This window comes from Telmatobacter bradus (assembly GCF_048629425.1).
In the GTDB taxonomy this organism is placed as follows: Bacteria; Acidobacteriota; Terriglobia; order Terriglobales; family Acidobacteriaceae; genus Telmatobacter; species Telmatobacter bradus.
The window spans coordinates 3453503-3479074 of the sequence record NZ_CP184532.1 but is presented as its reverse complement, the minus strand read 5'-3'; the positions used below and the strand labels follow the sequence as shown (position 1 = coordinate 3479074).

General features: G+C 60.5%; 17 protein-coding genes. 6 read left to right on the top strand and 11 right to left on the bottom strand.

Features of this window, described 5'->3' with window-relative positions; all coding sequences use genetic code 11:
* Positions 1 to 227: 227 nt before the first annotated feature.
* The 7 genes from ACOBR2_RS14240 to ACOBR2_RS14210 all read right to left on the bottom strand — a co-directional run bounded on the left by ACOBR2_RS14240 (position 228) and on the right by ACOBR2_RS14210 (position 12622).
* Complete coding sequence (locus tag ACOBR2_RS14240; RefSeq protein WP_420236781.1) at positions 228 to 2912, bottom strand: hypothetical protein; 2685 nt, start codon at positions 2910 to 2912, stop codon at positions 228 to 230.
* Positions 2909 to 3889 (bottom strand): polysaccharide biosynthesis/export family protein, encoded by a 981-nt coding sequence (locus tag ACOBR2_RS14235; protein ID WP_420236780.1) that lies wholly within the window; start codon positions 3887 to 3889, stop codon positions 2909 to 2911. Before ACOBR2_RS14235 ends, ACOBR2_RS14240 begins: the two co-directional genes overlap by 4 nt.
* A complete protein-coding gene (locus ACOBR2_RS14230; protein WP_420236779.1) occupies positions 3886 to 5538 on the bottom strand; it encodes a lipopolysaccharide biosynthesis protein in 1653 nt (550 codons plus the stop codon). Before ACOBR2_RS14230 ends, ACOBR2_RS14235 begins: the two co-directional genes overlap by 4 nt.
* On the bottom strand, positions 5535 to 6764 hold the full coding sequence (locus ACOBR2_RS14225; RefSeq protein ID WP_420236778.1) for a glycosyltransferase family 2 protein: 1230 nt from the start codon (positions 6762 to 6764) through the stop codon (positions 5535 to 5537). Before ACOBR2_RS14225 ends, ACOBR2_RS14230 begins: the two co-directional genes overlap by 4 nt.
* Before the next feature lie 82 nt (positions 6765 to 6846).
* The gene (locus tag ACOBR2_RS14220; RefSeq protein WP_420236777.1) at positions 6847 to 8271 is read right to left on the bottom strand and encodes an O-antigen ligase family protein; all 1425 of its coding nucleotides are present in this window, start codon (positions 8269 to 8271) and stop codon (positions 6847 to 6849) included.
* Positions 8272 to 8487: 216 nt separating this feature from the next.
* Positions 8488 to 9669, bottom strand: a complete 1182-nt coding sequence (locus ACOBR2_RS14215) for a WecB/TagA/CpsF family glycosyltransferase (protein ID WP_420236776.1) — start codon at positions 9667 to 9669, stop codon at positions 8488 to 8490.
* A gap of 640 nt (positions 9670 to 10309) precedes the next feature.
* Positions 10310 to 12622, bottom strand: a complete 2313-nt coding sequence (locus tag ACOBR2_RS14210; protein WP_420236775.1) for a hypothetical protein — start codon at positions 12620 to 12622, stop codon at positions 10310 to 10312.
* Positions 12623 to 12791: 169 nt separating this feature from the next.
* On the opposite strand from ACOBR2_RS14210, the gene ACOBR2_RS14205 reads away from it, so the two are divergent.
* Positions 12792 to 13784, top strand: coding sequence for a glycosyltransferase family 2 protein (locus tag ACOBR2_RS14205; protein WP_420236774.1), 993 nt, complete (start codon positions 12792 to 12794; stop codon positions 13782 to 13784).
* Between the two features lie 58 nt (positions 13785 to 13842).
* The gene (locus tag ACOBR2_RS14200) at positions 13843 to 15243 is read left to right on the top strand and encodes a CapA family protein (RefSeq protein ID WP_420236773.1); all 1401 of its coding nucleotides are present in this window, start codon (positions 13843 to 13845) and stop codon (positions 15241 to 15243) included.
* Positions 15244 to 15520: 277 nt separating this feature from the next.
* Here ACOBR2_RS14200 and ACOBR2_RS14195 read toward each other — a convergent pair whose 3' ends face one another.
* The 4 genes from ACOBR2_RS14195 to ACOBR2_RS14180 form a co-directional block, all read right to left on the bottom strand.
* Positions 15521 to 16198 carry a riboflavin synthase gene (locus ACOBR2_RS14195; RefSeq protein ID WP_420236772.1) on the bottom strand — a complete coding sequence of 226 codons (678 nt, stop codon included), beginning with the start codon at positions 16196 to 16198 and terminating at the stop codon, positions 15521 to 15523.
* A gap of 60 nt (positions 16199 to 16258) precedes the next feature.
* A complete protein-coding gene (locus ACOBR2_RS14190; protein WP_420236771.1) occupies positions 16259 to 17104 on the bottom strand; it encodes a GIY-YIG nuclease family protein in 846 nt (281 codons plus the stop codon).
* A 124-nt stretch (positions 17105 to 17228) separates the two neighbouring features.
* Positions 17229 to 18362: a bifunctional diaminohydroxyphosphoribosylaminopyrimidine deaminase/5-amino-6-(5-phosphoribosylamino)uracil reductase RibD gene (gene ribD, locus ACOBR2_RS14185; protein ID WP_420236770.1), complete on the bottom strand. Its 1134-nt coding sequence runs from the start codon at positions 18360 to 18362 to the stop codon at positions 17229 to 17231.
* Positions 18363 to 18526: 164 nt separating this feature from the next.
* The gene (locus ACOBR2_RS14180) at positions 18527 to 19582 is read right to left on the bottom strand and encodes a M20/M25/M40 family metallo-hydrolase (RefSeq protein WP_420236769.1); all 1056 of its coding nucleotides are present in this window, start codon (positions 19580 to 19582) and stop codon (positions 18527 to 18529) included.
* 435 nt (positions 19583 to 20017) lie between these two features.
* On the opposite strand from ACOBR2_RS14180, the gene ACOBR2_RS14175 reads away from it, so the two are divergent.
* The 4 genes from ACOBR2_RS14175 (at position 20018) to ACOBR2_RS14160 (ending at position 25560) form a co-directional block, all read left to right on the top strand.
* A complete protein-coding gene (locus ACOBR2_RS14175) occupies positions 20018 to 20560 on the top strand; it encodes an alpha/beta hydrolase (protein WP_420236768.1) in 543 nt (180 codons plus the stop codon).
* Positions 20557 to 22011: a glycerate kinase type-2 family protein gene (locus ACOBR2_RS14170; RefSeq protein WP_420236767.1), complete on the top strand. Its 1455-nt coding sequence runs from the start codon at positions 20557 to 20559 to the stop codon at positions 22009 to 22011. The genes ACOBR2_RS14175 and ACOBR2_RS14170 overlap by 4 nt, the downstream gene beginning before the upstream one ends.
* A 148-nt stretch (positions 22012 to 22159) precedes the next feature.
* Positions 22160 to 23215, top strand: a complete 1056-nt coding sequence (locus ACOBR2_RS14165) for a LacI family DNA-binding transcriptional regulator (RefSeq protein ID WP_420236766.1) — start codon at positions 22160 to 22162, stop codon at positions 23213 to 23215.
* A gap of 170 nt (positions 23216 to 23385) precedes the next feature.
* Positions 23386 to 25560 (top strand): OPT family oligopeptide transporter, encoded by a 2175-nt coding sequence (locus ACOBR2_RS14160; protein ID WP_420236765.1) that lies wholly within the window; start codon positions 23386 to 23388, stop codon positions 25558 to 25560.
* Positions 25561 to 25572: the final 12 nt, after the last annotated feature.

Below are 25572 nucleotides of genomic sequence, written 5' to 3'. Positions count from 1 at the left end.
TTGGGCAGTTAAAAAAAAGAGGGCGCGCCAGTTGGCGCGCCCTCTTTTTTGGCTGCCAGAGAACAGAGAGCGAAAAGCTGAGAGCTGAGGGATAAAAACCAGGCTGTCCTCTGAAGCTGGGTGCCCCGGGTCTGGATTTTCAGACCCGGGAAAGCACAAATCTCAAAAGCCGTTCCATCCCCCACTTTCATCCTGGGTTCCCGCACTCTGTTCTCTGCTCTCTGCCGTTACGTCTTCTTCCGGTACTGTCCACGGATAGAGGGCAGGATCTGCACATCGTCAAAGGCGGCGCGGCGATCACGGCGGGCGCTGTCTTCGCTCTCGCTGTCCTCATCGCGGACCGGAATGTATTCCCGGGGAGGAAGAATCTCGGGTGTGGCCAAAACCTCCCGCACGTGGGGCGGAATCGGCGCGGGGTTTTGCGGCTTGCGCCTAACCGGCTGAACTGGTGGGGCTGCTTTGGGTGCACTGGCAGTCGCAGGGGGAGCCTCTTCGTTGCTTGCCGGTGTGGGCCCGGTTTTGCGTTGCCGCTTCAGGCCGGCTTCAAAGAGTAGCGTGCGCAGATTTTCCTGTTGTGCGTTCCAGGTTGCGAGCTGCTCCTGCTCCGGGAGGATCGTTTCCTGTTGGTCGGGTCGGGCCAGGGACTGTTGGGCGACAAATTGCTGGGCAATAGGATTTTGGCGTGGAGGCTTTTGGACCGGCGACTGTTGGGCTGCGATCTGCGGAGTGGCGGCGGCAGGCAAGGGCAGAGCTTGCGGAGCAGGGGCTTCCGGGATCGGTGCGACAGCGGGCGCAGTCTGCTGCTGGTCGGGCAGGGAAGATGGGGTAGGTTGAGTTTCCTCAGCCACGGCTGGGGCTGCAGCTTCTGGTAGCGGTTCATTCAGCTGCGGTGCGGGAGCGGCGGCAAGCTCGGATGCGGCCACGGGAGTCTGGCGCAGAGAAAACTCCTGACCCAAGCTGTGGCGTTCCCGGCCCTGTTGCTGAATCAGCCGCTCGGAGTCGCGCACTGTGTTGCGGAACTCGCTGTCGGCTACACGCAACGGAATGCGGTTGAGCACGAAGCCCACGGCGGAGATATTCAGCTGCTTGAGGGCTTCGGCGGTGGAGCGCAGCTGGCTGCGGGTGGTTACGCCCGAGCTGAGCACGACCAGCGTGCAGTCGGAGAAGCGGGCCAGGTATTCAGCGTCGGCCGAGGCACGCAGGGGAGCGGAGTCGCTGACCTGAAGCTGCGCGGAGTCGCTCGCGGCTGCGTCCTGGGCCACGTTGGCCGAGAGCGGTGAGGCGTGCAGCATGGAGCGCAGGCGGCTGGCCAGGGTGGTTACGCCCACCCCGGTGTCGGTTCCGGTCAGCACCAGATTCTTCATGCCGGTTTGCATACGGGCCTGTTCCAGCGCTCCGGCCAGACGCAGAAGATGCTCGTCAAAGACTGCTTCGCTCACCTGTTGCATGTCGGGCAGCTGGGCCACCGGAGTTACGCCCAGAACCTGACGGACATCGCTGGCGGTGTAGATACGGGGATCAAGCTTGTGGCGCACCACGGCTGCTGCTACGGCGAACAGAAGCGAGGCGAAAAAGACGAAGAAGGTGTTGCGCAGAACCCCGGAACGCTTGGGATGAGTGGGCGGAACGGCGGCGGCAATCAGCACCACGGCGCTGGGACTGCCGGCGTCCAGTTGCACGTCGTGCAGCTGGCTGTCGATTTTGCCGTAGCGCTCGTGCAGGCGGGCAATGTCGCTGCTCAAGTCGCTGGAACGTTGCAGCTTGGAGCTGGCGCTGCTGGCTGTGCCCACCAACTGGCGCAACTGGCTGTTTACCTGATCTTCCACGGCTGATGTTCGCTGCAGATCGGCGCGCAGCTTCTGTTGGATGCGACCGGAGGCGCGGCTGCGCAGTTCGTGCGTCATCTGATCGATGGAGTTGTTGATCTTGTCCAGCTCGACCTGATCCTGTTTGTAGAGTGGGTGGTTGGGGGTCAGGTTGGCCATCTGCGAGACGAGTGCGGCCTTGCGCTGGTAGAGCGAGGTCTTCAGGCTGGTCAGGCCGGGGTCGTTCGCCACAATGTCGTCGGCCTCGGAGTCGAGCGTGGCGGAGCTGGCGTTGAGCGCAGCCAGCTTGGCCTCGGCCTCGTCGTGTGCGGTGCGGGCCTGCACTAGCACGGCGTGGGTGCGGTTGATGTCTTCGTCGATGGGCGTCTGGTTGTTGGCGCTCACCGAGGCCACGCCCAACTGCTTGTTCAGCGCGTCCTGCTCGGCCTGATCGGCGGCCAATTCGGCCTGAATGCGGTCGCGTTCCTCGTGCAATACGGTCAGGCGCTGCTCGTTGCCGGAGTTCTGGTCGCGCGCCGTGCTCTCAATGTAGCTGTGGGTGATGGCGTTGGCCAGCTGCGCTGCCTGATCGGCATTGTGCGTGCTGACGCCAATGAAGAACTGGTAGGAACCGTTGCGCACCACTTCCACGCTGTGGCTCAGCCGGTCGGCGGCGTCCTGCTCACTTTCGCCCGGGCTTATCCAGGGGCCGGGACCGAGTTTGTGCAGCGCGGCAAGCAGTACATCACGGCGGGTAACGTTGGTGATCTGCTGCTGCAGATAGGTTTCGTAGGATTCGTTGTCGTAGGGCCACTGCTTCTGCCCGGCATCGGCCACGCCGTTGCTGGCGGGCTGCACATAGACCAGCGCCTGCGCCTGATAGATGGGCCAGAGCCGGTGGAAGTAGTAGAGCGCAAACAAGGCCCCGGCCAGAGCAATGGAGAGCGCCAGTATGCGATGCATTTTGAGCGAACGCAGAATCTCCGGCTGCAGAATGGCCTGCTCGGCGGCGTGGTCGTTGACGGCTCCGGTAGAGGCATGGGCAAAGACGCCTGAAGCAGCGGGAACGGCCGGAAGCTGGTTGGTGCTTGACGTGAGTTGTTTCACAGCAGACCTCCGGTTGCAACGGCGAAGGTGCCTGCGGTAATCAGCGGCCCCAGACGCTCTACAACATAAGTGCCCCGGGCAAAACCGGTTTGCGGCACAAAGATCATTTCCCCCGGCTTCAACGTGACTTCCAGCGCCTTGGCCGGATTCAGCAGATCGTTGAAGGAGACGACGCGGGAGGTGCCGCCGGCCGGGTCCACAATCTGAATGTGAGGCCGGTTGCCAGCTTTGGCGGTAAAACCACCGGCTTCGGCCAGCACGGAACTGAGCGTGGAGGAGCTGGTCAGGGGCACGGCGCCGGGCTTTTGCACCTCGCCGAGCACGGAAATAAAGTTTTCCGAGAGGCTGGGAACGTAGACCACATCGTCGCGGCGCAAGCGCAGATCGGCCAGACTGGAGCCGGAGTCGATCAGCTTTTTCAGCTCCACCCAGACCACCTGATCCTGTCCGCGATAGATGGCGCAGCGCTCGGGAATCTGGGCAGGCTTGCCGGGAGCGGTGCTGATGCCAGCCTTTGAAAGCGCCTCCAGCAGCGTGGGCGTGCCCTCAAAGCTGACCAGACCGGGGGTGGTGACCGCGCCCAGAACCAGCACGCGGTTGGCTGTGTAGCGGGTGACTGTTACCTGCACGGTCAAATTTTGGTAATAGCTGGCGAGGGCAGTTTCAATGGCCTGCGCAGCTTCGGCGCGGGTCTTACCGGCTAGCGGAAGATCGCCTGCCAAAGGCAGCGTGATGCGCCCATCGGGGCCGATTACCAGCTTGGCCTGCAGGTCTGGACGGCCAGCAAAGCCCACCGTAATTTCATCGCCGCGGCCCAGACGGTACTCCTCGTCGGCCGAGGGCTGAAAATTGCGCAAAGTATCGAGGGGATTCTGCTTCAGTTGCGGATCCGCCGGTACGGCAGCCTGTTGCGCCACGAGCGACAACGCGCAGGTCAGCGGCAGAGCGCATTGCAGGATGCTTTTTAGGATTCTCATGCTACCTTCTCCTGTCGGCAGATCAATGCCATTCCTTTATGCAGCAGGGCCTGGCCATGTTGCTTTTCAGCTTCAGTAAAAATCAAGCGGTAGAGCATGGCCAGGGAGAGAGCCAGATAGATTCCCCCTACCAGCAGGAGCACAGCGGCTCCGGTCCATCGTCCGCAGGCTTGCACCAGCTGGGTTAGCGGCCAGCTTAAAAGCAGGGCGGAAGCGTAAGGAATCAGGCCCGGCAGCAGAACGGCTTCAAAAAAGTCGCGGGCCGTCAGCTTCAGCACCCGGTGCGCCACCGCGATCAGTACACAGGCCGATCCGCAGGTGGCCAGAGCCACGGCAATGCCGATCCCCAGCGGAGTCCACGCGCCCGTAATCCAGCGTGACAGGGGGAGGAAAACGGCCAGCAGCAGCAGATTGGGAATGGAGTAGCTGAATTCCAGATAGACGCGGCCCGTGCCTCGGAAGATGGAGGTTCCCGGCCCGGTCATCATGTGCATCTGTGTGGCCAGACTGAAGACCACGAAGAGGGGCAGCAGGGTCTGGCGCATCGTGAGCTCCGGCCCCAGCCAGATGCGCAGAATGGGCGCGGCCCAAAAAACAATGGCAGCCACAAAAAGGGCGGTGCACAGATTGGAGTAGCGGGCGCAGTTCAGGTAAAGCCTGCGCAACTGTTGCTCGCGCTCTTCGCCCTGGTTGGATGCGTCCACATGCGAGGCGGCCGGCAGCATGGCTCCAAAAAAGGCCATGGGCACGGCGGAAAACGCTACCGGCCACTTTTTGGCCACGTCCATCAGGCCAGCCGCCGCGCCGCCGATCAGGCTCAGGCCGATTACGCGTTCCACGGAAGCCAGAAAAATATCCAGCATGGTCTGCACCTGCACCACGCCGCCAAAGTGGACGATGTAGCCGAAGGATTCGCGGTTCATCAGGCGGGGCGAGATGCGCATCCACTTCAGCTTGCGCCACGCCCACCAGATGGTGAGTCCGTCGTTGAGGATGGTGCGGGCCAGATAGGCTTCGGCCAGACCGCGCACCCCGCGCCCCTGACTGACCAGCACCACAATCAGCACAAACTCCACCAGAAGGCTGAGGGTAAGAAAGTGCTGGGTGGAGGCAATCTGCTGCATGCCGGTCAGGGTGTCGCCAAAGGCGCTCAGCGCAATGCTGGACAAAAAGACGGCCAGCACGATCAGAATGGCCTCTTTGCCCTCGGCGGCGTAGGCTGCGGGCAGGTGCAGCAGAGGCGCGTACCAGTTCCAGCAGAGCACAAAAGCAGCAAAGAGCGCGCTGCAGAGAGGAATGGTGAGGGTAAGTCCGGTGGAGAGGAGGGCGTTGGCGCGGTCGTATTCGCGGCGGGCATGAAACTCGGCGGTGTACTTGATGTAGACGTTCGAAAGCCCGAGCGTGGTGAGGCCGACGTAAGAGACCAGAATGAAGACGGTGGTCCAGATGCCGTAGGCTTCCAGACCGATGTGGCGCAGCAGAAACGGGACGATGCAGACGCCGCGGGCCATGTTCACCACGCGGGTCAGGATGGTGGCCAGTACGTTACGGCCAATGTGCCGACTGCCTTCGTTCTGGGCTGTTTCTGCGGGCTCCGGCTGCAGGTAGATAGCCTCTGTCCCAATGTTCGCCGGGTCAATCGCGTTCATTTTTGAATGGCCTCCCGGCGGGTTCTCTTCCATGCGGCGCGACGGCGGGATTGCCGCAACACCAGAGGGGTAATCATGAGCTTCCAGAGCAGGTGGAGGGGAGCCGCAGCCAGTGCGGCCAGCTCCAGCGCCGGCTGCCTGCCCAGCAGTGCCGACTCCAGCACATAAGCAAGAGTGGTGGCCAGACAGACTGCCGCATACAGATGCAACCAGTGTACAGGCAGCAGAAAGGCCAGCAACAGCAGCAGCAGACCACGCGAGAGCGGCAGGCTCCAGAGCTCGGCCAGCATGGCGAGAGCAGCGGGATTGCTCCGCAGAGCCGCGCCTAAGAGCGGTAGAGAGCACTGCCGGGCCACGCGCAGCCGTCCACCCTCCCAGCGTGCCTCCTGGGCTGCCTGGGCGGTGCCGGGCGCGGAGAGCGGGCCATAGACCGCCGTCTCTTCCACCCATGTGACGCGATGGTCAGCGGCAATCAGGCGGGCGTTGTACTCAATGTCTTCGCAGATGCTGTCGGCCTGAAAGGGCAGACGCTCAAGCAGGCTGGCGGTCAGGGCAAATCCGTTGCCGAAGAGTCCGGCGGAGAGCCCCAGCGCGGCGCGGCCACGGGCGCGGGCCACATTGATGCCGCGAAAGGCCAGCACGCGCAGTCGGGCGCGGGCCTGCAAGCCACTTTCCTCGGGCGCGGCCAGCTCGTAGCGGCACTGGGCGGCATCGGCTCCGCTCTCCAGTGTTTGACGCATGGCTTCCAGCAGATTCGGCCGGACCGTAGTATCAGCGTCCACTACCAGAAACGCCTCGGCCGCATCGGCTCGGGCGGCGGCAAATCCGCAACGCAGGGCGGCTCCCTTGCCCTGAAACTGATCGAGCCTGACCACCACGGCTCCGGCGCGCGCTGCCTCTTCCACCGTGCGGTCTGTGCAGTTGTGGGCTACTACGTAAATGCGCACTGGGAACTGCGGACCGGAGTGTGGCGGTTCTTGAGCGGCTTCCGTGGCGCTCGTGCAGCCAGCGGCCAGCAGCGACCGCACGGTGTGGGCGATCATCAGCGCTTCATTGTGGGCCGGAACCACTACGGCCATGCGTAGGCTGCGTATCGTTGTGGTGTGCGACCTGCCCGGCCGGATCAGGCGTATCAGATTGCCTGCGATCGAAAGTGCCAGATCCAGAAACAGGGGAGCGGAACAGGCTGTGATTGCCCATGCCAGAGTCTGGAGGATTGCCGCCATTGTTCTCTCTCTCCTGTGTTGAAGTTCCTGATGCAGTGCAGGCCCCGGAGCAAGCGTTCCGGCGCAGTTACGTGGAGTGTGTTTATGTCAGGATGCGGAAGCGTGCTCCCGCCGTCCATCCGTCGCCTGGTGCTTTGGGGTGCATGCTCTGCACCCATCCCGCCATCAAAAAGAAGAGCATGACCACCTGCTCGCCCATGTAGACGGTGGCCAGCGAGGTGAGCAGTCCAATGAAAACCGAGATGTGGGCAAAGGCCAGACGGCGGGTTTCCTCGTCGATGGGACGCATGATCAGCCGCAGCATCTTCCACAGGCTGCCGAGCGCAATCAGCAGAAAAAGTCCCAGTCCAAAGGCTCCTTCGGTAAGGGCCAGCAGCAAATACTGATTGTCGATGGAGCGCTGGCCATGCACCGTGGGATAGGTGGTGATGCCCCACCCGAAGATGGGCCGCTCGGCAACCAGGGGCGCGTAATTTTTGAGCAGATTGCGGCGGTAAATCACATTGCGCTGCTCTTCATTGACGGCCTGTGTGATTTCCTTGTCGGTATAGTGCTTGCCGTAGACGTAGCTGGCCGTGCCAAAGAGGCTGAGAAAGGCCAGGAAGACCAGTCCTGCCTTGAGCGGCGGCAGGTAGCGGTTGAGCAGCAGGAAGACCAGTGAGAGTCCCATGCCCATCCATGGGCCGCGCGACTGGGCCATCAGCAGGCCCAGCGCAACGCCGCCCAGCAGCAGCGTGCGCTGGGTGATGGGCAGGGATTTGATCAGGCGGCGCTGGCCCCACGTGGGCTCCGACTGCAGGAACCAGATGCAGTAGATCAGGCCGATCAAAAAGATCATGCCGGCCAGAATGGCATGGCCGTAAGGTCCGGCAATGCGGCCAAAGCCCCAGCGCACCATCTGCGGCCAGCCCGACTCCTGTGACGGAAACAGGATGGAGCCAACCCGCATCCAGCTATTCCGCTTGGTGACAAAGTCCACGATGCTGTACCAGCCGACGATGGAAAGCAGCGTGCAAAAGCGCAGCACAAAGGGGCGGCGCGCATTCTGCCCCGAGGCGTCGGGCTGCTCCAGCATCAGCTTGCCCACCATGTAGGGAAAGACGATCGTCAGCAGATTGCGGAAGAACATAAGACCGGAGTCGGCGATGTTGGTGCCCACCCGTTGTGAGGCGGTAAGGCCGGTGCTGAGCAGGTGAACCCAGTTGCCGTCGGCCAACTCCGTGCTCAGGCCCTCTGACAGCACCACGGCAAAGGCATAGAGAAAGACCCAAAGGTCCATCCAGGAAAAGTGCCAGCGGCGGCCTAACGTGTAAAACAGCGCGATGCCAAGAGGAAGGGCGACCGCGTCACTGAACGAGAGCGGGGGCAGATGGGCCAACCGCGCCACGTAGTAGGTGGGTAGCAGCAGCAGCGTGGGCAGATAGACGCTCAGTAGTACTTTGCGCAAGGAGCCGGAGGCCAGCATCAGCAGGCAAATCAATCCGGGAATAAGTGTGATCACCGACATGAGCGCGTGTCTGTTCTCCTGGCCAGTGCTGCCCGTTCTTTAAATTACTTTAGATCCCTGTAGCCACCGGACAAACCTGCGCTAGTTTTGCTGGTTCGCAGCCGACGGGAAAACCGCTCAGGAAAACTCTACAATCCATGGAGCAAAATACATGGCGGAAAAAGACGCACGGTTGCACCTTGAATCCGTGCCGACGAGCGTCCGCACGGATTCGGTTCAGCTTTGCATCCGGCTTTGGGCCACGGCGGATTCCGGCTTGGTGTTCAGGTCAATATGTTTTGCTTCGACCAGCGGACGGCTGCTCGAAAGGGAGCTCTGCCACTCGTCAAAGAGCGGCTGTGCACACCATGCGTAGAGCAGCAAACGCGTGCGCATGCTCAGTCCGGCCAGCGATAGCGATAGACCAGCGTCCAATAGGGTGCGGCGGGCTTCCATCAGCACGCCCAGACCGGCAGGCGTCATGCACCGAACTTTTTGCAGATGCACCACCATGACCTTGCCTGTTTGAATGCACTCTCGGCTCGCTTTCATCAGCGGCTCGCAAAGCTCGGAGGTCAACGGGCCATCGAGGGTCACATGCAGCACCTCTGGCGTTGCAGTGGTTTGCAGGCTGGATGGACCCGGCTGGTGCGGCTGCAGCCAAGTGGCCAGAAGCGCCAGCGGAAGATGCCGGGTGAGCCCGATGAAGTCTCGCAGATAGCGCGGTCCAAGCCGGGCTGGCTCCTGTACGCAGCGCATTGCCCACTCCATTCCGCAGCGCTGAATCCAGCGTGGGGCGCGGCGCGTATCGCCCACCAGAATGTCGAAGCTACCGCCCACACCCATCGCGATGGGCACGCCCAGCCGCTTGCGGTGCATCCAGATCCACTTTTCCTGCTTGGGATTGCCGAAGGCTACCAGCAAAATGTCAGGCCGGGCCTCATGCACGCGCTGCAAAATCTCGTCATGATCCATGCGGATCAGATTTTCTTTGGCGGGGCAGAAGGTGCCCACAACCTGCACGCCCGGATAGGTGCGCTCCAGTAGTTTTTTGGCCCGTTCGGCCACGCCGGAGTTGCCGCCCAGAAGAAAGATCCTGTAGCCCTTGCGTGCCGAAAGCACGGCCAGACGAGGAACCAGATCCACGCCCGTGACCCGTTCAGGCAGAGGGCTTCCCTGCAGGCCCGAAGCCCAGACCAGCGGCATGCCGTCGGCCACCACCAAGCTGCAGCCGGCCATGATGCGATGCAGATGCGGATCGTCCAACGCATTCAGCCATACGTCCAGATTGACCGGACAAACCTGATGCGAGCCACCAGAAAGAATCAGTTGTTCAATCCGGTTTGTTGCCTCTTCCGCGGTTACGCTGCTCAGGGGCAAGCCCAGGAGCGCAATCGGATACTTCGGATTGCTGTTCATCTCTTCCTATCTCTGACTGCGCGCCAGTTCGACCTCCGGCACGCGCGTCCGAAAAAATCAGAAAAATTCATTACCGCGGGGTGTGCGATAAGCAGATGGATTCAATTGGTCAGGGGAGGAATGCTCCAGGCCGCATACTTGCATTTTTGGCCGAGAGAGGGAAACAGTAGTCAGCTTACAACAATTTCCTCATAACTGAACGTTGATTTCCTTGCTTAAGCAATACAAATGTACAGAAATACAAGCAATCAATGAAAAGCTGCCAGCCAAGCATGAAACGGGCTTGATAGAAACAAAGAAAGCTGGCTTCATAAGTAACACGTGTAGGTTACCAGGGGGTGGCAAATGCCGCATGTGCTTCCAGCACTTTGGGTTTTCCTGGTTTGTCTGCGTCTGCTTAAGTGTGCGGAGTGCAAGGAAACAGCTTCCGAGTGAAAAGTAGTTTCAGTGACTCATCCCAACACTGCGCAGAAATGCGCGCTACAACCGGACCCAGATTGAATCGTTGTAAAGTGCTGAATAAACATATCCTGATTTGATGCGTGGAGTCACTATTCCACAGGTAACTTGTGTTAGTTACCTGTACTGGCTCAGAATGAGTCTCTTATCAAGATAGGACTTATTACAGGAAGTCTGCAGCCTACTCGCTCCACTCCAGCACGGCCATCGAGCAGGGAGGCAACTCCAGTTCCGTGCCGGAGAAGCTTTCTTCTCGGATTGTGACCTGTTCGCTGCTTTCATTGGTCGCGCCGGGCCCTGGGCTGACCAACCGCCAGAGCTTGGCTTTGCCGTTCAGGCCGGGCGCTTCCAGGTGAATGTGCCGGCTCTGTTCCAGTCCGTAGTTGAAGACCAGCAGAGAGTGGCTGCGCCCGTTCTGGAAGGCGTAGGCGTCGATTTCGTGTACGTTGCGGAGCTCGACGCCGTCGTTGCCCTGGGGTTGATCGTGGGTGGGCTGGAAGCCGCTCACGTCCACCCGCACCAGATCGCCGTGGATGGCGCGGTTGGCCAGCTCTTCGGCTAGAAATTGGGGGCGTTTGCGGCCATTTGCGCCCATCTGGACCACGCTGCCCCACAGCTTGACCGGCGTGCCATCGCGGCGCTTGAATTCCCACTGTGGCAGGCTGAACAGGGCCTGATCGCGTACGCCGTACTCCCGCATCATGCGCAGCATGAAGGCTGTCACTGTAATGCCAGCCGCTGCCGAAGGGGTCAGACGGTCCAGCACGGCGGCGGGTGCGCTGCCTTCGGTGGTGTGCAGATTGACCTCGTAAATAGCCAGTTGACGGCCTGCGGCGGAACGTGCGGCATTGTGCAGAACGCCTTCGCGCACGCTCATTTCAGGCTCGGCCAGCAGCGGTCCGTAGAGCTTGGCGTCGCTGCTCCAGTCATTGACGCTGAACATCAGGTAAGGCGCAAGGGCCAGCGAATTGGCCTGGGGCGCGGAGCTGAGCAGCGGCTGGTTGCGGCCCGCGTTGGCAGCCTGTGTGCCCACGATCAGGTCCAGGTGGCCAGCCTCGCTTCCGGCGGCGGTGCGTATGGAGCTGAAGATCTGGTTGGCGCGGCGGCCATATACGGCAGGATCGTCCATGGTTTCGCCGGAAAAGACGCCGTTCCAGGTCTCGTTGCCCAGTTCAAGGTGGATGGTCTGGAATGTGCTGGTCCATGGAGTGGCGTGGCCGGCAGACGTGCGCCGGGCTCCGCCATCGGTCCTGGTACTGCCCATCAGGTACTCCACCAGCAGGCGCGCTTCTTCGCGACTGGTTGAAGCGGGCAGCGTGATCCACGGTTCGGCGTCCACCGCCTGGCAGAGTTCGAGGAACTCCCCGATGCCGTAGGGAATATCTTCGCTGCGTACATACCAGCTGCGATAGCCGGGGCGCAGACGGGCCGTGGCCGGGGCCAGCAGATTGTCCATGGAACTGCCCAGCCCGGCTCCGCTGCTCATCATGCGCAGCAGACCGGGATGCAGTTGGCGCAGGGTTTCCACCACCTCATCGCGGAAGGCGGTGTGGTTGCTCGGGTCGCCATCGACCTTCATCAGGCTGGCGTCGTCCAGCAGTACCGAGCCGCTTTCCACGCGGAAGCTGACTTCGATGGGCGCGGGCGGAAGATTCGATTCGCTCGCGAAGAAGTCCTCGTCATACTGCTTCCAGGCGGCGCTCAGCGGCAGATCAAGATTGATGTAGCGGGGTTTTCCCGGGGCCAGCCGCGCCACGTGAATGTGCAGTTTTTGTCCGGCCAATGCGGCCTTGGCGCGGAAGCTCAGCCGGTAGCGCCCCCGCAGTTGCAGAAAGCTCATGCCCTCGACCGAATCCAGATAGGCATTCACCTGCGCATAGGCTCCGGGAGCAGATGCATTCAAGCGCAGCGCCTGTTTGCCTGCCGTGCCTGGGGAAAGATCGGCATGCTCCGCCGTCAGGCTGCCGCCGCCGCCCGTGGCAGGCCACCAACCCGCCGCCGGATCGCTGTTGGTCGTCTTCTCCGCCACAATCCAGTCACCGGGAGCCACTGGAGCGCCATCATCGAGCGTGAGGCTGAAGCCGCCATTCTCCGCAGAGGCGCTGGTGACGCGACCGCGATGGCCCGACCATACGCCGTCGATTACTTCGTAGCGGGCCCCGTTCCAATAGCCGGCCGGGAACTGAATGCCGCCGCGCAGGTCTGTGCAGCGGTGCGCCGCCGCCTGTCCGCAGCGGAAGATGGTGCGGTAGCTCTCGCCCTCGAATCCCGGATTGCGGAAGAGCAGATTTTTGATCATGATGCCGGAGTCGTAGTAGTTCTGCTCACCCAGGTTGATGCCTAGCCGCGTGACCCGGGGCAGTAGCACCTGATTGCTAATGCGCAGCGTGGTGAAGCCGGGCGTTTGCGCAGAGGCGCAGGCGGCCAGCAGGGATGCCACGCATAAGCGGACCACGATCTGAAGAATGCGGCATTTCCATTGCGTCCTGCGCATGTGAGCTTCTCCGGTGAGGCGTGAAAGATGGACCCAACGTACAAGCGGACTTGCACAAGACCAGCATATAGGCAAGCCGTGCGGCAGAGGATGGAATTGGCCCCATGGGCAGGGGAGCGGGCAGGCTTTTCGCGCCCCGCCCGCCTCGCTCTATACTTGTTTCACTGCGATGATGCGCACTGGCCCTTACGCTTTCACGGCGTCGATTCTGATCGTCTCCTACAACACGCGGGAGCTGCTGCGCCGCTGTCTGCTGGCGGTGGAAGAAGAATGCGCGCGCCTGCCTGCAGAAGAATCGGCGGAGATTGTCGTGGTGGACAATGCCTCTGCCGATGGTTCAGCGGCCATGGTCGAGGCTGAATTCGCAGGCCGCGTGCGCTTGATCGACGGGGGCGCGAATCTGGGCTTTGGCGTGGCCAATAATTTGGCCATCGAGGCCGCGCAGGGCGAGTTTCTGGTGCTGCTCAACTCCGATGCCTTCTTTCATCCCGGCGCACTGGCCCGGGCCATTGCCCACATGCGGGCCGAGCCCCATGCGGGCGCGGGCGGAGCGCGGCTGGTTGCGGAAGACGGCAGTGGACAGCCCTCGGCGCGGGCCTTTCCCTCACTTTGCGGCGAGGCGCTGATCCTGTTCAACCTCTCCCAACGCTTTGGCCACACGCGCTTGTTTGGCTGGGCAGACCCTGCCGTGGCCGCGCCGGTGGACTGGGTGACGGGCGCATTCATGATCCTGCGGAGGGAGGCGCTTGCCGCAAGCGGGCTCTTCGACCCACGCTTTTTCCTCTTCAGCGAAGAGGTCGATCTGTGCCGCTGCATCCATCAGGCGGGCTACGGCGTTTACTACTGGCCCGACGTGGTGGTGACGCACCTGGGCGGAGGGTCGAGCAGCGACGCGCCGGGCGCAAATGCCTTCAACCCGCGCATTGAGTTGTGGCAACTGCGTTCCATGCTGCTCTACTTTGGCAAACATCATGGCGGCAAGGCGCGGCTGGTCTTCTGGCTCTTTCTCTTCTTTTATGCGCTGCGTTTCTGGCGCAATCGCCTGAGCCGGGCGTTGCCTCGCAAGGCGCGGGCGCAGCAGGCGGGCAGCATGATCAGATTATTGCGGCAGGCCTGGCGCGAGACCTCAGGCGGCCGTGTGAGTCCACCTCAGCCCTGGTGAAACGAATCTTGTATGCTGATTGCGTCCGGCTTTTCCCCCTCGGACGCGGGGAGCGCTCATGAAATTTTCTTCTGGATTTCGTACCTTTCGGGGACTGCAAAAGTCCTCGCGCCGCGCTGGCGATTGGTCTGCACTGGTCGTGATTACCGCGTTGCTGATTGCGGCGGTTTGCACGGCGCCGCCCCTGCCTGCCGCAGCCGCGGTAACTCCCTATCCGCACGATGTGGCGCAGGTCAGCTTTGCCGTGGCGGGCGACGTGATTCCGCACGAGGCCGTGCGTACCGCCGCTGCTTCCGCCGGAGCAGGTGTCGACGGATGGACTGCGCTCTTCAGCGGGGTCAGCGACGTCTTCAAGGCGTCTGATTTTGGCTTTGTGAATCTGGAAACGCCGGTTGCGCCTAATCACTCGCACGGAACCAAGGCGTTTCTCTTCGATGCGCCCATCGATCTACCCATGGCGCTCAAGGCCAGCGGGATCAAGATCGTTTCCTTCGCCAATAATCACGCCATGGATCAGGGGTGGGCGGGCTTCGCCGAAACCCGCGAGCATCTGCGCGAAGTCGGTCTGCAATTTTCCGGTACCGGCGACTCGAAAGCCGAGAGCTGGAAGCCGGTCTTCACTGAGGCCCACGGGATCAAGGTTGGCTGGCTGGGCATGACGCGCTGGCTTAACGGCGGTCGCAATCCCGACAACGACGACCTGCCCCACGTAAACTTCTTTCCCTATCCCGGTGAGCCGGGGGCGGAGACCGAAGCCACCGAGGAGCAGGTGCTGGCTGCTGTGAAGGCCGCGCGCGCCCAGTGCGATCTGCTGGTGGTTTCCATCCATTGGGGCGTGGAGTATGCCACTCAGCCGCGTGCGGAAGATGTGGAGCTGGCGCACAAAATTATGGAGGCGGGCGCGACCGTGATTGTGGGCCATCATCCGCATGTGCTGCAGCCGGTGGAAACCTATCGTACCCACGAAGGCCCGGACGGCAAGGACGATCGCAACACCGTCATTTTTTACTCGCTCGGCAACTTTTTGTCGAACCAGTCCCGCACCTACGTGGAAGGGCTCATGCCGGATTCGACCGGCGACCCGCGGGATGCGCTCATCGGCCTGTTTTCAGCGGTCAAGCGCGACTACGGTCCGGCGGGCGTGCGTGTGGAACTCGGCCACGTGGGCATTCTGCCCGCATGGGGTGAGAACAATCGCAACGACGTGACGGCGGGCAAGAATCAAACCAACGTCATTCGGCCTGTGCTGATCGACCGTGAGATTCCCCGGCTGCAGGCGCGGGTGGATGAGCTGAACAAACTGGCCGGCAAGGATGGCGAAAAGCTGACCACCGAAGAGAAGAAGGAGTTTATCGAGCTGACTTCGCAGTTGAAGCTGCTCACCGACCGCCGCGCCATCCTGCTGAACCGCACCGGAGACGAGTACCTGACTGCGCCGCCCAAGGTTGCTGCCAAATAGTGTGTGCAGACGCAGAAAAAGGGGACCGCTTCATGCGGTTCCCTTTTTCTGGTTACGGGCTTTGAAAGGGCACGACTTCAGTCGTGCCACAAGCAGGGAAAAAGAGGACCGGCTTTAGCCGCTGAGGGGCGTTTTATGCTTCCTGCTAGCCTAAAAACATCCCTCGGGGCCTGAAGGCCAAAGGTTTTATGGCTTGGTTTGTCACGGCTGAAGCCGTGACCTTTCAAAACAGAATCAGGCCTGGGTTTGTCTGCAGCCTGGTTTCTTTTTGCCTGCTTTAGAAGCCTGAAGCCACCAGCCAGCTTTCGCTCAGGTCGAAGCTCTGCGTGCCGCGCTCTTCGATCATGCGCTGGTAGGCGAGCTTGACCACCACATCGCCCTCGACGTTGATCGGCGCGCCAATCTTGAGTGCATGCAGATTCGTTCGCCAGTAGGTGAGCGGCAGAATGGCCACCGTGATCGTCTCGCCGTCAAAGTCGGCGATGGTCAGGCTGATGCCTTCAAGCGCCACAGAGCCCTTCGGCACCATCCACTGGCGAACGTTCTCGGGCGTCTTCACCTTGAGCGTCCAGTCGGTGGTCTGCTCGTCGAAGTTCGGATCGTTGCGAGAAATCACCGGCTCAATCGAGACCAGCGTCCCGGTTCCATCCACATGGCCCTGCACGATGTGGCCGCCCAGTGGACTGCCAGCGGCGGTGGGCAGCTCCAGATTGACCTTGGAGCCCTTGGCGAGCGCGCCGAGCGAGGTCTTGTCGAGCGTTTCCTGTGCCACATCGGCGTGGAAGTAGGTGGGGTCAAGGTCGAGCGCCGTCAGGCAGACGCCGGAGATACCCAGCGAATCGCCCTCACGCAGCTGCGCGGCAAGCCCCGGAGCTTCCACCGTAATGCGGCGCACGCCACCACGGCTCTCCAGACTGACCAGCGTTCCGGTTTGTTCGATGATTCCTGTGAACATACTTTTATTGTAAGGGAGCCTGGGGCAGGGATGTCGGAGACCAAGCCTGCAATAGTCAGGCTATTGGCTGTCTATCCATTTGAGCGTTTTGCCATCTTTGGTTCGCCAAGCTGTAAGGCCATTTGCACTTCCACCATGAATCACGGCAGCTGCGGCAGAGGGACTGGAAAATTCAACGTCTTTATCAAAAGACAGAAAACCATCTTTTTCGATAAGAACCTTGTCTGCAATAAGTTGTTTGCGTTGGACCAAGGAGTAGGGGTAGTTCTCCGCAGAAGGTCGTTCACTTAGGGATGCAGTGGAGCCTTTAAAAACAACAAATCCATTCACAGTTCGTTGGCCAATTGCTTTGGCACCCTTCATTTCGCAAAACAATTGATTATTGGATTCACCTTGTACTGAAGGTTGCGAAATAGGAGAAAGAATGTCTGTTCCTAGTACTGGAAGGAGTTGCCGAATGCGTTCCAGAAATACTTCCATGTCTTCGCGATCTGATTCCGGAAGTTTGGCTCCTCCGGCTTGATTTTGATCGGTTGAATATCTATTGACCCGAATCGTTTCTTCCAGAAGTCTGGATTCAAGATAGCGAACGTGTGCTTTGGTCAGGTTTTCATCCTTGCTGACAAAAACCGTTACAGCAACCCAGAATTCTTTTGTCCGATGTTGTTTGAGTCGTTCTCTGATTACTTCGGCTTCTCCGATATATGCATGAGGACCATCTGTCTTAGGGTTTCTTCCTGTCAGAATATACACGCCAGGTTTATCAAGTTCTTCGCGGGTAAGTAGCTCATCAAGCTCCGTACGCGGAGCTGCAATAGCCTTACCACTCCAGTTGGAAATCTCAGCAGTTCTCAAACTGCGTGCCGCTCCCCGAGGGAGAAAAAGCTTGATCGTTGCGGATGGCATGTTTCTTCCTTTGAAAAAAAACGGGCACGAAACGAATGTTGAAAAAGCTGGCGTAGCTACTCTGTAGAGTTTAAAAGCAACCGCAGACTACAAAAAGCTGACAGCTGATGGCTGACAGCTGCTTTTAACTGTTCTGCCACGGATCGTTCAGCAGCGCATCCACAGCCAGATCCGGGCCGAAGTGTTCGGTGGTTGCGTTGGGCAGCGGGAGCGGGCTGGAGAGGCCACGGAAGGCGGGCACAGCATCGTAGCCCATCAGTTGCGGGCTTACGTAGAGCCGCAGGCGGTCCACCAATCCGGCCGTGAGTAGCGCGGTGTTCATGCGCGATCCGGTTTCGGTCAGCAACGTCAGAATGCCCTCCTGACCAAGCAGGGTGAGCACTTCGTCGAGGGGAACGCGGCCGCTTTCGGCGGGTAGTTGCACCACACGTACTCCGCGCTTGCGCAATTCTTCGGTGCGGTCGGCGTCGCTGGAGACGGTAAAGACGGTCAGATCCTCGGCAGCCGTCTGCACCAGCTTGCAGTCGAGCGGCATGCGCAGGGCAGAGTCCAGCACGATGCGCTGCAGTGGGCGGCGGCGCACGCGGCCACTGCGATCGGTCAGCAGCGGGTCGTCGGACAGCACCGTGTCAATGCCGACCACTGCGGCGTCAGCCTGCCAACGCAGGCGCTGCACATCGGTGCGGGCTTCTTCGCCTGTGATCCAGTAGGGCTGGCTGTGGCGATGAAATCCGGGAGCGGGCGCGATGCGGCCATCGAGCGAGACGGCTACCTTCATCAGCACAAAGGGGCGCTTGCGTTGGCTCCAGCAAGCAAAGGCTTCGTTCAGGCGGCGGGCTTCTTCCTGACAAACGCCGACCGTCATTTCAATCCCTGCGGCGGCCAGTGTTTCCACGCCGCCCACGGCCACGGGATTCGGGTCGCGTGTGGCGATAACGACGCGCCTTACCCTTGCCTCGATCAATGCCTGCGAGCAGGGACCGGTGCGGCCGGTGTGATTGCAGGGCTCCAGCGTCACATAGGCTGTGCCGCCGGCAACCTTTGTGCCGCGTGCTGCCGCATCCTTGAGCGCGGCCACTTCGGCGTGATCCCGCCGGTCGTATTCGTGCCAACCCTCGCCGGTCTTTTCTCCCTGTTCATTGAGGAGTACGCAGCCCACCGATGGGTTGGGCGAAGTGAGCGCCGTGCCGCGGCGAGCCAGTGCCAGAGCGTGCTGCATCCATTGCTGATCGAGTTCGGTCTGATTGGGCGTGGTCATGAGGGTAGCTTTCGGGATCTAAATTGTGCAGCAAAAACGAAGGAAAAACGTCAGGGAGGAAAGCCCGGATTTTGTTTGGTAGCACTCGCAGGATGTTTGGTGTCCAACTCGCAAAGTAGGATCTGGACACCAAACGCAGTGCAACGACGGAGAAAGAACAAACATTAGCCGAGCAACTGTTTGGCTACCTTCACGTAGAGATCGACTGCCTCAAGAAGCTCTTTCTTGGCGATCTTTTCGTCGGGCGTGTGGGCCACGTGGATGGAGCCGGGACCGAGCAGCAGTGGTTCGCCCCAGTGGGTCAGCCCGGGAATGTCGGTGGCGAATTTGGCCACCATCGTCTCCAGCCCGTCGACGGCTTTCAGGCGTACAAAGGCCAGATCTAGCGTAAATGCCACTTCGGCAAGGCCTTCGGCTGCCTGCAGAATCTTTTCGCGGATGACGGAGGAGTCCGTGACCAGGCGGATGAGCACCTGCGCTTCGGCGTGGTCGGCGATGACGTTAGGTGCATAGCCGCCCTGAATCTGGCCGACGTTCAGCGTGGTGTCGCCCGCGAATTCATCGCGGGGCCACTCGGTTTTGAGCAGACGGTCGAGCAGCGTGATCAGCTTGTGCACGGCGGAGTCGCCCAGTTCGGGGTAGGCTGAGTGGGCCATCTTGCCGGTGGCTTTGAGCGAGACGCGCAACGCCCCCTTGGAGGCAATAGCGATGCGATTGTCGGTGGGCTCGCCATTGATCAGGTAGCGGTTGGGGCGGGGATTCTGATTGGCCACTAGTGCGCCGGCTGAGTCGCGTTCTTCGCCGCTCACAAACAGCAGTGCAATGTTTTTATGGCCTGCCGCGCGCAGTTCCTCGGCGGCGGCAATCTGCGCAGCCATGATGCCTTTGGCGTCGCAGACGCCGCGTCCGTAGAGGAAGGCGTCGTCTTCGCGGAAGGGAATGTAGGGGGGGACGGTGTCAATGTGCGTGGAAAAGGTCAGTTCCGGCGTTGTGCCCGGCAGGCTGGCGTAGATATTCCAGCGCTCGCCGGTGCTGCCGTCGTTGGGCTGCGGAACCGGCATTTTTTCCACCTGCCAGCCCCGGCCGACGAGCAACTGCTCAAGGAAATCTCCAGCTTTTCCCTCGTGATAGGTGGTAGATTCAATCTCACACAACTGGCGGGTCAATGCGATCGGGTCCAACTTCGCTCGGACCGCTTCAGGCTTCCTGGTCTCGGTCATGATGCAGCCAGAATATCCCACTGGGGCATGGAATTCACGCTGTTCTGTGGTTGCAGGCCGATGTGGAAGGCGTTTCGAGGGGGAGATTGGGAGCTTTTTGCCGGGGAATTGGAGATTTTTCACCAGTGTCCTGAATTGAAACACTCTTGCTTACCTGAATTACCGGAAAAGCCGCAAAAGAGAGTGAAAAGGTCTGACCAGTGGACGTTTTTCCTCTTAAAAAGCGCTTAGAATAAGCGTGGAATGAAGCCTGCCAATACAGCTGTATTTCCTGCCGTTCCGGCAGGAGAAACCGTCGCTCCATTGCGAGCCAGGGTGCGCAGTCTGGAGTTGGAGGGACCGGCAGGAAGATTAGAAGCTATTTTGAATGAAGGGCTTCCGGAATCCAACCTGGTTGCTCTCGTCTGCCACCCGCATCCACTTGGTGGAGGCACGATGCACAACAAGGTTGTTTATCACGCCATGAAGGTGCTGAATGACCCGGCCTGGGGCTTTGGCCTTCCCACCCTGCGCTTCAACTTTCGTTCCACTGGCCTCAGCCAGGGGAAGCACGATGGAGTGGCGGAATCCGGCGATGTGCTGGCTGCTCTGGAATGGCTCAAGAACGAATACAACCGGCCGATAGTCGTTGCGGGATTCAGTTTTGGGGCCGCGATGAGTCTAGCTGCCTGTTGTCCACCCGGTACTTCCGCCTCTGCTTCTGCACGCGTGTGCGCTCTGGTCTGCCTGGGCCTTCCCCTGAGCGCCGAAGGCCGGCGCTACGAATATCCCTTCCTTGAATCCTGCTTCCTCCCCAAGCTCTTCCTCAGCGGAAACAGAGACGAATACGCCCCCGCCGAGGAGCTGGAGCAGCTCATTCACCAAGCCCATTCACCCAGACGATTGGCCCTGATTGAGGACGCCGATCATTTTTTTACCGGCCGGATCGAGCCCATGCAAGACGCACTCGCCGGCTGGCTTCAGGAGACGCTCAGATGACCCCGGTTGGTGATATCGCGATTGACGCGCTGCACGCCAAGGCTACCGAAATTTATGAAGGTGCGCTCGAGGCCTGCAACATTGGCTCGGCCTTTGATCGCCGCATTGCGTTTGACGGCAACACGCTGCGCCGCCTGCTGCCCGACGGCGGTGGACCAGATACGATTGACATCTCGGCCTACAAGCGCATCTTTATTGTTTCCATCGGCAAGGCTGCCGAACCCATGCTGCAAACGCTCTTTGACCGGCTCAAGCGCCGCAAGGGCATTCGCGGCATCTGTTGTTCGCCGCAGATGCCTGCCAAGCGCTCCTGGCGCATTCGCTACTTTGAGGGTGGTCATCCGCTGCCCAACGACGAAAGCATGTTGGCTGCCCGTGCCGCGCTGAACATGTTGCGCAAGGCCAGGAAGGATACGCTGGTCTTCTTCCTGATTTCGGGGGGCGGTTCGGCCATGTTTGATCTGCCGCTGGATACTTCGATCAGCCTGGAAGACACACGGGCCTTCCATCAGGCGCTGCTCTTGTCGGGAGCTCCCATCAACGAGGTCAACACGCTGCGCAAGCACTTTTCGGCGGTCAAGGCTGGTCGTCTGGCCATGGCCGCGCCTGAGGCCACCAAGGTCAACATCCTGTTGCCTGACGTGCCGCTGCGCACGCTGGATGCGCTCTCTTCCGGGCCCACTTCGCCTGACCACTCGACCGTGGACGATGTGCGTACCCTGATGGAAAAGTACCATCTGGCCGAGAAGTTTCCGCCTGCGGTGCGCGCCTTCTTTGAGCGCACGGATCTGCCGGAGTCGCCGGGCAACAAGAGCTGGGTTCCGCCCATCTTCCAGCTTCCGCTGCTTGGCAAGAACTCCTCGCCACGCACGGCCACCTCGGCTGCGGCAATGAGCGGCGAAGACGAGATCTTCCGCGACTCTGTTTATGAGGTGCTGCTTTCGGCGCACGATCTGGGCGAGAACGCCCGTCATCTGGCCGAAAAGGCTGGATATACGGTATTTGTAGACAACAGTTGCGACGACTGGGACTACAAGGATGCGGCCCGCTATCTGATGGAGCGCTTCCATGCGCTGCGTGCCGTGCACAAGCGTCTATGCCTGATTTCGGTGGGCGAAGTGACAGTGACCATCAACAAAACGCCCGGTGCGGGCGGCCGCAACCAGCAGTTTGTGATGGCCTGCGCGCTCGATCTGGAAAGGCATCCGGGCGAGCGTCTGACGGTGCTCAGCGCGGGTTCCGACGGCATTGACGGCAACACGCAGGTGGCCGGAGCCATTGCCGACCCCACTACAGTGGAGCGCGCCCACACCTTCGGCTTCCATCTGAAGGCAAGCCTGGCGGCTTTCAACGCCTGTCCGATGTTCACGGCGTTGGGCGATGCGGTTGTGACCGGCCCCACCGGCCATAATTTGCGCGATATTCGTCTGTTGATTGCCGAGCGCGACTGAGACAAAGGACGATCAGCTGATCCTGCTTTGCAGCGGGCCGGTTCCATCGCAGCATTCTGAGAGATTTTGCCAACTGACCCAGGCAAAATCCTTCAGAATGCAATACCATTGCTCTTACAAACGTTTACTTCTGCATCAGGACCCTGTCGTGCCGCGAAAGCCTGCTCCAAAATCCGCTTCCAAAACTCCCGACATTCGTACTGTCGCAGCCTTGGCCAAGGTATCGATTGCCACGGTTTCGCGCACCATCAACGGCTCATCGCTGGTGAGCGACAAGCTGAGCAAGCGCGTTTGGCAGGCTATCCATCAGCTCAACTACTTTCCCAACACGCATGCCCGCACGCTGGTCTCTGGCCGCAGTCGCCTGTTTGGCATCATTGTGGAAAACATCACCAACCCGTTTTTTCCGGAGCTGGTGCAGAGCTTTGAAGAGATTGCCGTGGCCCACGGCTATGAGATTTTGGTCAGCTCGTCGAATAGCGATGCCGCGGTGCTGACCAACTGCGTGCGCCGCATGTTGGAGCGCAAGGTGGACGGCGTGGCCGTGATGACCTTCGGCGAAGAAGAGCCGGTGCTTGACCAGCTGACCCATCGCAATGTGCCCATTGTGCTGGCCGAGTTCCAGCTCGATGATCCTAAGGCCAGCACCATCCTGCTCGACTACTCCACCGGCATTCATGAGGCGGTGCGCCATCTGGCCGCACTCGGTCACCAGGACGTAGCCTTCCTTGCCGGGCCGCGCAAGCTGCATTCGGCGCTTACCCGCGAAAAGGATTTTCGTGCTGCTCTGGAGGCTTCGGGTCTTGCGGTTCGGCCGGAGTGGATCATCGAGTGCGACCACACGCTGAAGGGTGGCGTGGCGGGTTTTGCCCGTTTGCAGGCCCATGCGCAGCGACCCACGGCCATTCTCTGCTCCAATGACACAACAGCCATCGGCGTCTTGCGCGCTGCCTATCAGGCTGGAGTGCAGGTACCGCATGATCTGTCGGTTGTTGGTCTGGACGACATTGACTTTGCCGAGTTCACCCTGCCGCCGCTGACCACCATCCGCCTTTCCCGCGTGGATCTGGCCCATGCTGCCTTTGAGGCGTTGCGTATTCAGGTGGAAGAGTCTGCCTCGGGCCAGCCGATTCAGCGCGAATTTCTGGTGAGCACCTCGCTGGTGCTGCGTGGCTCAACGGCTGCGCCTGCGAAGCAGGATTGATCCGGCAACAATAGCAACACCCCTGGGTGCCTCATCCTCGCCACGTTTTTGTTTTTGTGGCTAGGTGGGGAAGCAAGAAAATTCTCTTCCTCCCTTCTTTATCCTCTGGCTGATACACTCGGCATCGTTGACCACTTTACAATTGAAATATAAGCTTTCGGAGGCTTCCCGTGCCTGAGTTTCAACCCTTCATTCCTGCCAACCAGAAACCGCCCGAATTTACCCTGCGGGCAATTCTTCTGGGTTCCATCTTTGGCATCATCTTTGGCGCCGTCACGGTCTATGTGGGCCTGCGTGCCGGCCTGACCGTGGCGGCCTCGATTCCCATCGCGGTGCTTTCGATCAGCATTCTGCGCGCCTTTGGCAAGGCTTCGATCCTTGAGAACAACATTGTGCAGACGACCGGCAATGCCGGCCAGTCGATTGCCTCGGGCGTGATCTTCACCCTGCCGGCGCTGGTTTTTCTCGGCTTTGATCTGGAGTACTCGCGCATCTTCATGCTGGCACTGATCGGCGGCTGGCTGGGCGTGTTGTTCATGATCCCCTTGCGCCGTCAGCTGATCGTCGAAGAGCATGGAGCATTGCCCTATCCCGAGGGTACGGCCTGCGCCGACGTTCTGATCGCCGGTGAAAAGGGCGGATCGCTCGCTAGTCGCGTTTTTCTGGGCCTGGGCCTGGGCGGGCTCTACACTTTTTTTCAGAACAGCAACCTCTTCGGTCTGTGGCCGGGCAATCCCGAGTTTCGGCCCGACTTTGGCCCGCAGCATGTGCTCAAAGGCTCGTCGATCAACGCCGATGCCACCAGTGAATATCTGGGTGTGGGCTACATCATTGGCCCCAAGGTTGCGGGCGTGATCTTTGCTGGCGGCGTCTTCAGCTGGCTGGTGGTTATGCCGCTGATCTACTTCTTTGGCAAGGAAATCAGCCATCCGATCTATCCCGGACTGACGCCCATCGCGCAGATGGAGCCGAGCGAGATCTGGGCCACCTACATCAAGCCGATGGGCGCAGGTGCCGTGGCTGCGGCTGGTTTGATCACGCTGCTCAAGACGATTCCTACCCTGATCAGTGCGCTTTCTGCCGGTATGAAGAGCATGGGGGCGGGCGCGGCCAAGGTCAAGGCCAAGCGTACCGAAGACGATCTGTCGATGCGTGTGGTGATCATCGGCTCGCTGCTGATCTTCCTTTGCATGTTTCTCTTTCTGGAGTTCAAGCCGGTTCCGGGCGCATACGTGGGCTGGGGCGCGAATCTTTCGGCCTCGTTGCTGGTGGTTGTCTTCGGCTTCCTCTTTGTCACAGTCAGCTCACGCATTGTGGGTCTGGTTGGTTCCTCGGCCAGCCCGGTTTCAGGCATGACCATTGCTACGTTGATGGCTACCGCCGCCATCTTCCTCTTGTTTGGCTGGACGGCTCCCGCTTACAGCGCGCTGGCCATTACCATCGGCGGCGCGGTCTGCATTGCGGCTTCCAACTCCGGCGACACCTCGCAGGATTTGAAGACCGGCTACATCATCGGTTCCACGCCGCGCTTGCAGCAGATTGCGCTGATGGTGGGCGTGATCGTCTCGACCTTCGTCATCGGCTTTACGCTGAACCTGATGAACACCGGCCTGCAGGAATTCCACTCCATGAATCAGCCGTGGACTCTCTCCGCGCAACATCCCGGCGTGACGGTGCAGAACGATGTGCGCCACCTGCCGGAGCAGATTCGCGTTCTGGATGCGGCTAACAAAACCACGATCCATCCCAAGTCGGAGTACGTGCTGCTGAACGCCATCGGTTCCACGGAACTGCAGGACGGCAAGTATCTGTATGCGCCGGCTACGGGCACGATTGCAGTGCATTGGGTGCAGGGCATCGGCTCGGCTGCCGCGCCCGCCCCGCAGGCCCGTCTGATGGCCACCGTCATCAACGGCATTCTGAGCCGCAAGCTGCCCTGGGGACTGGTTCTGCTGGGTGTGGCGCTGGTGATTGCCGTGGAGTTGCTCGGCATTCGCTCGCTCACCTTTGCCGTGGGTGCGTATCTGCCCATTGGCACCACGCTGCCCATCTTCATTGGCGGTGTCGTGCGCTGGTTGGTGGAGCAGGCTGCCAAACGCAATGGCGAAACCGAGGCTGAGAGCGAGGTTTCTCCCGGTTCCCTGTTCGCCAGCGGTCTGATCGCCGCCGGTGGTCTGGTGGGTCTGGTAGGCGTGGCGCTCAAGGGCTACGAAACGGCCTTCAATAAGGACAATCCTCTGGCCATCCCGCACTCCATCCTCTACAACGATTTTGTGTCGGTGCTGGGCTTTGCTGCTCTGGCCTTTGCTCTCTACTACTTCGCTCGCAAGCCGCTGAAGAAGTAAGCTGGCAAGCAA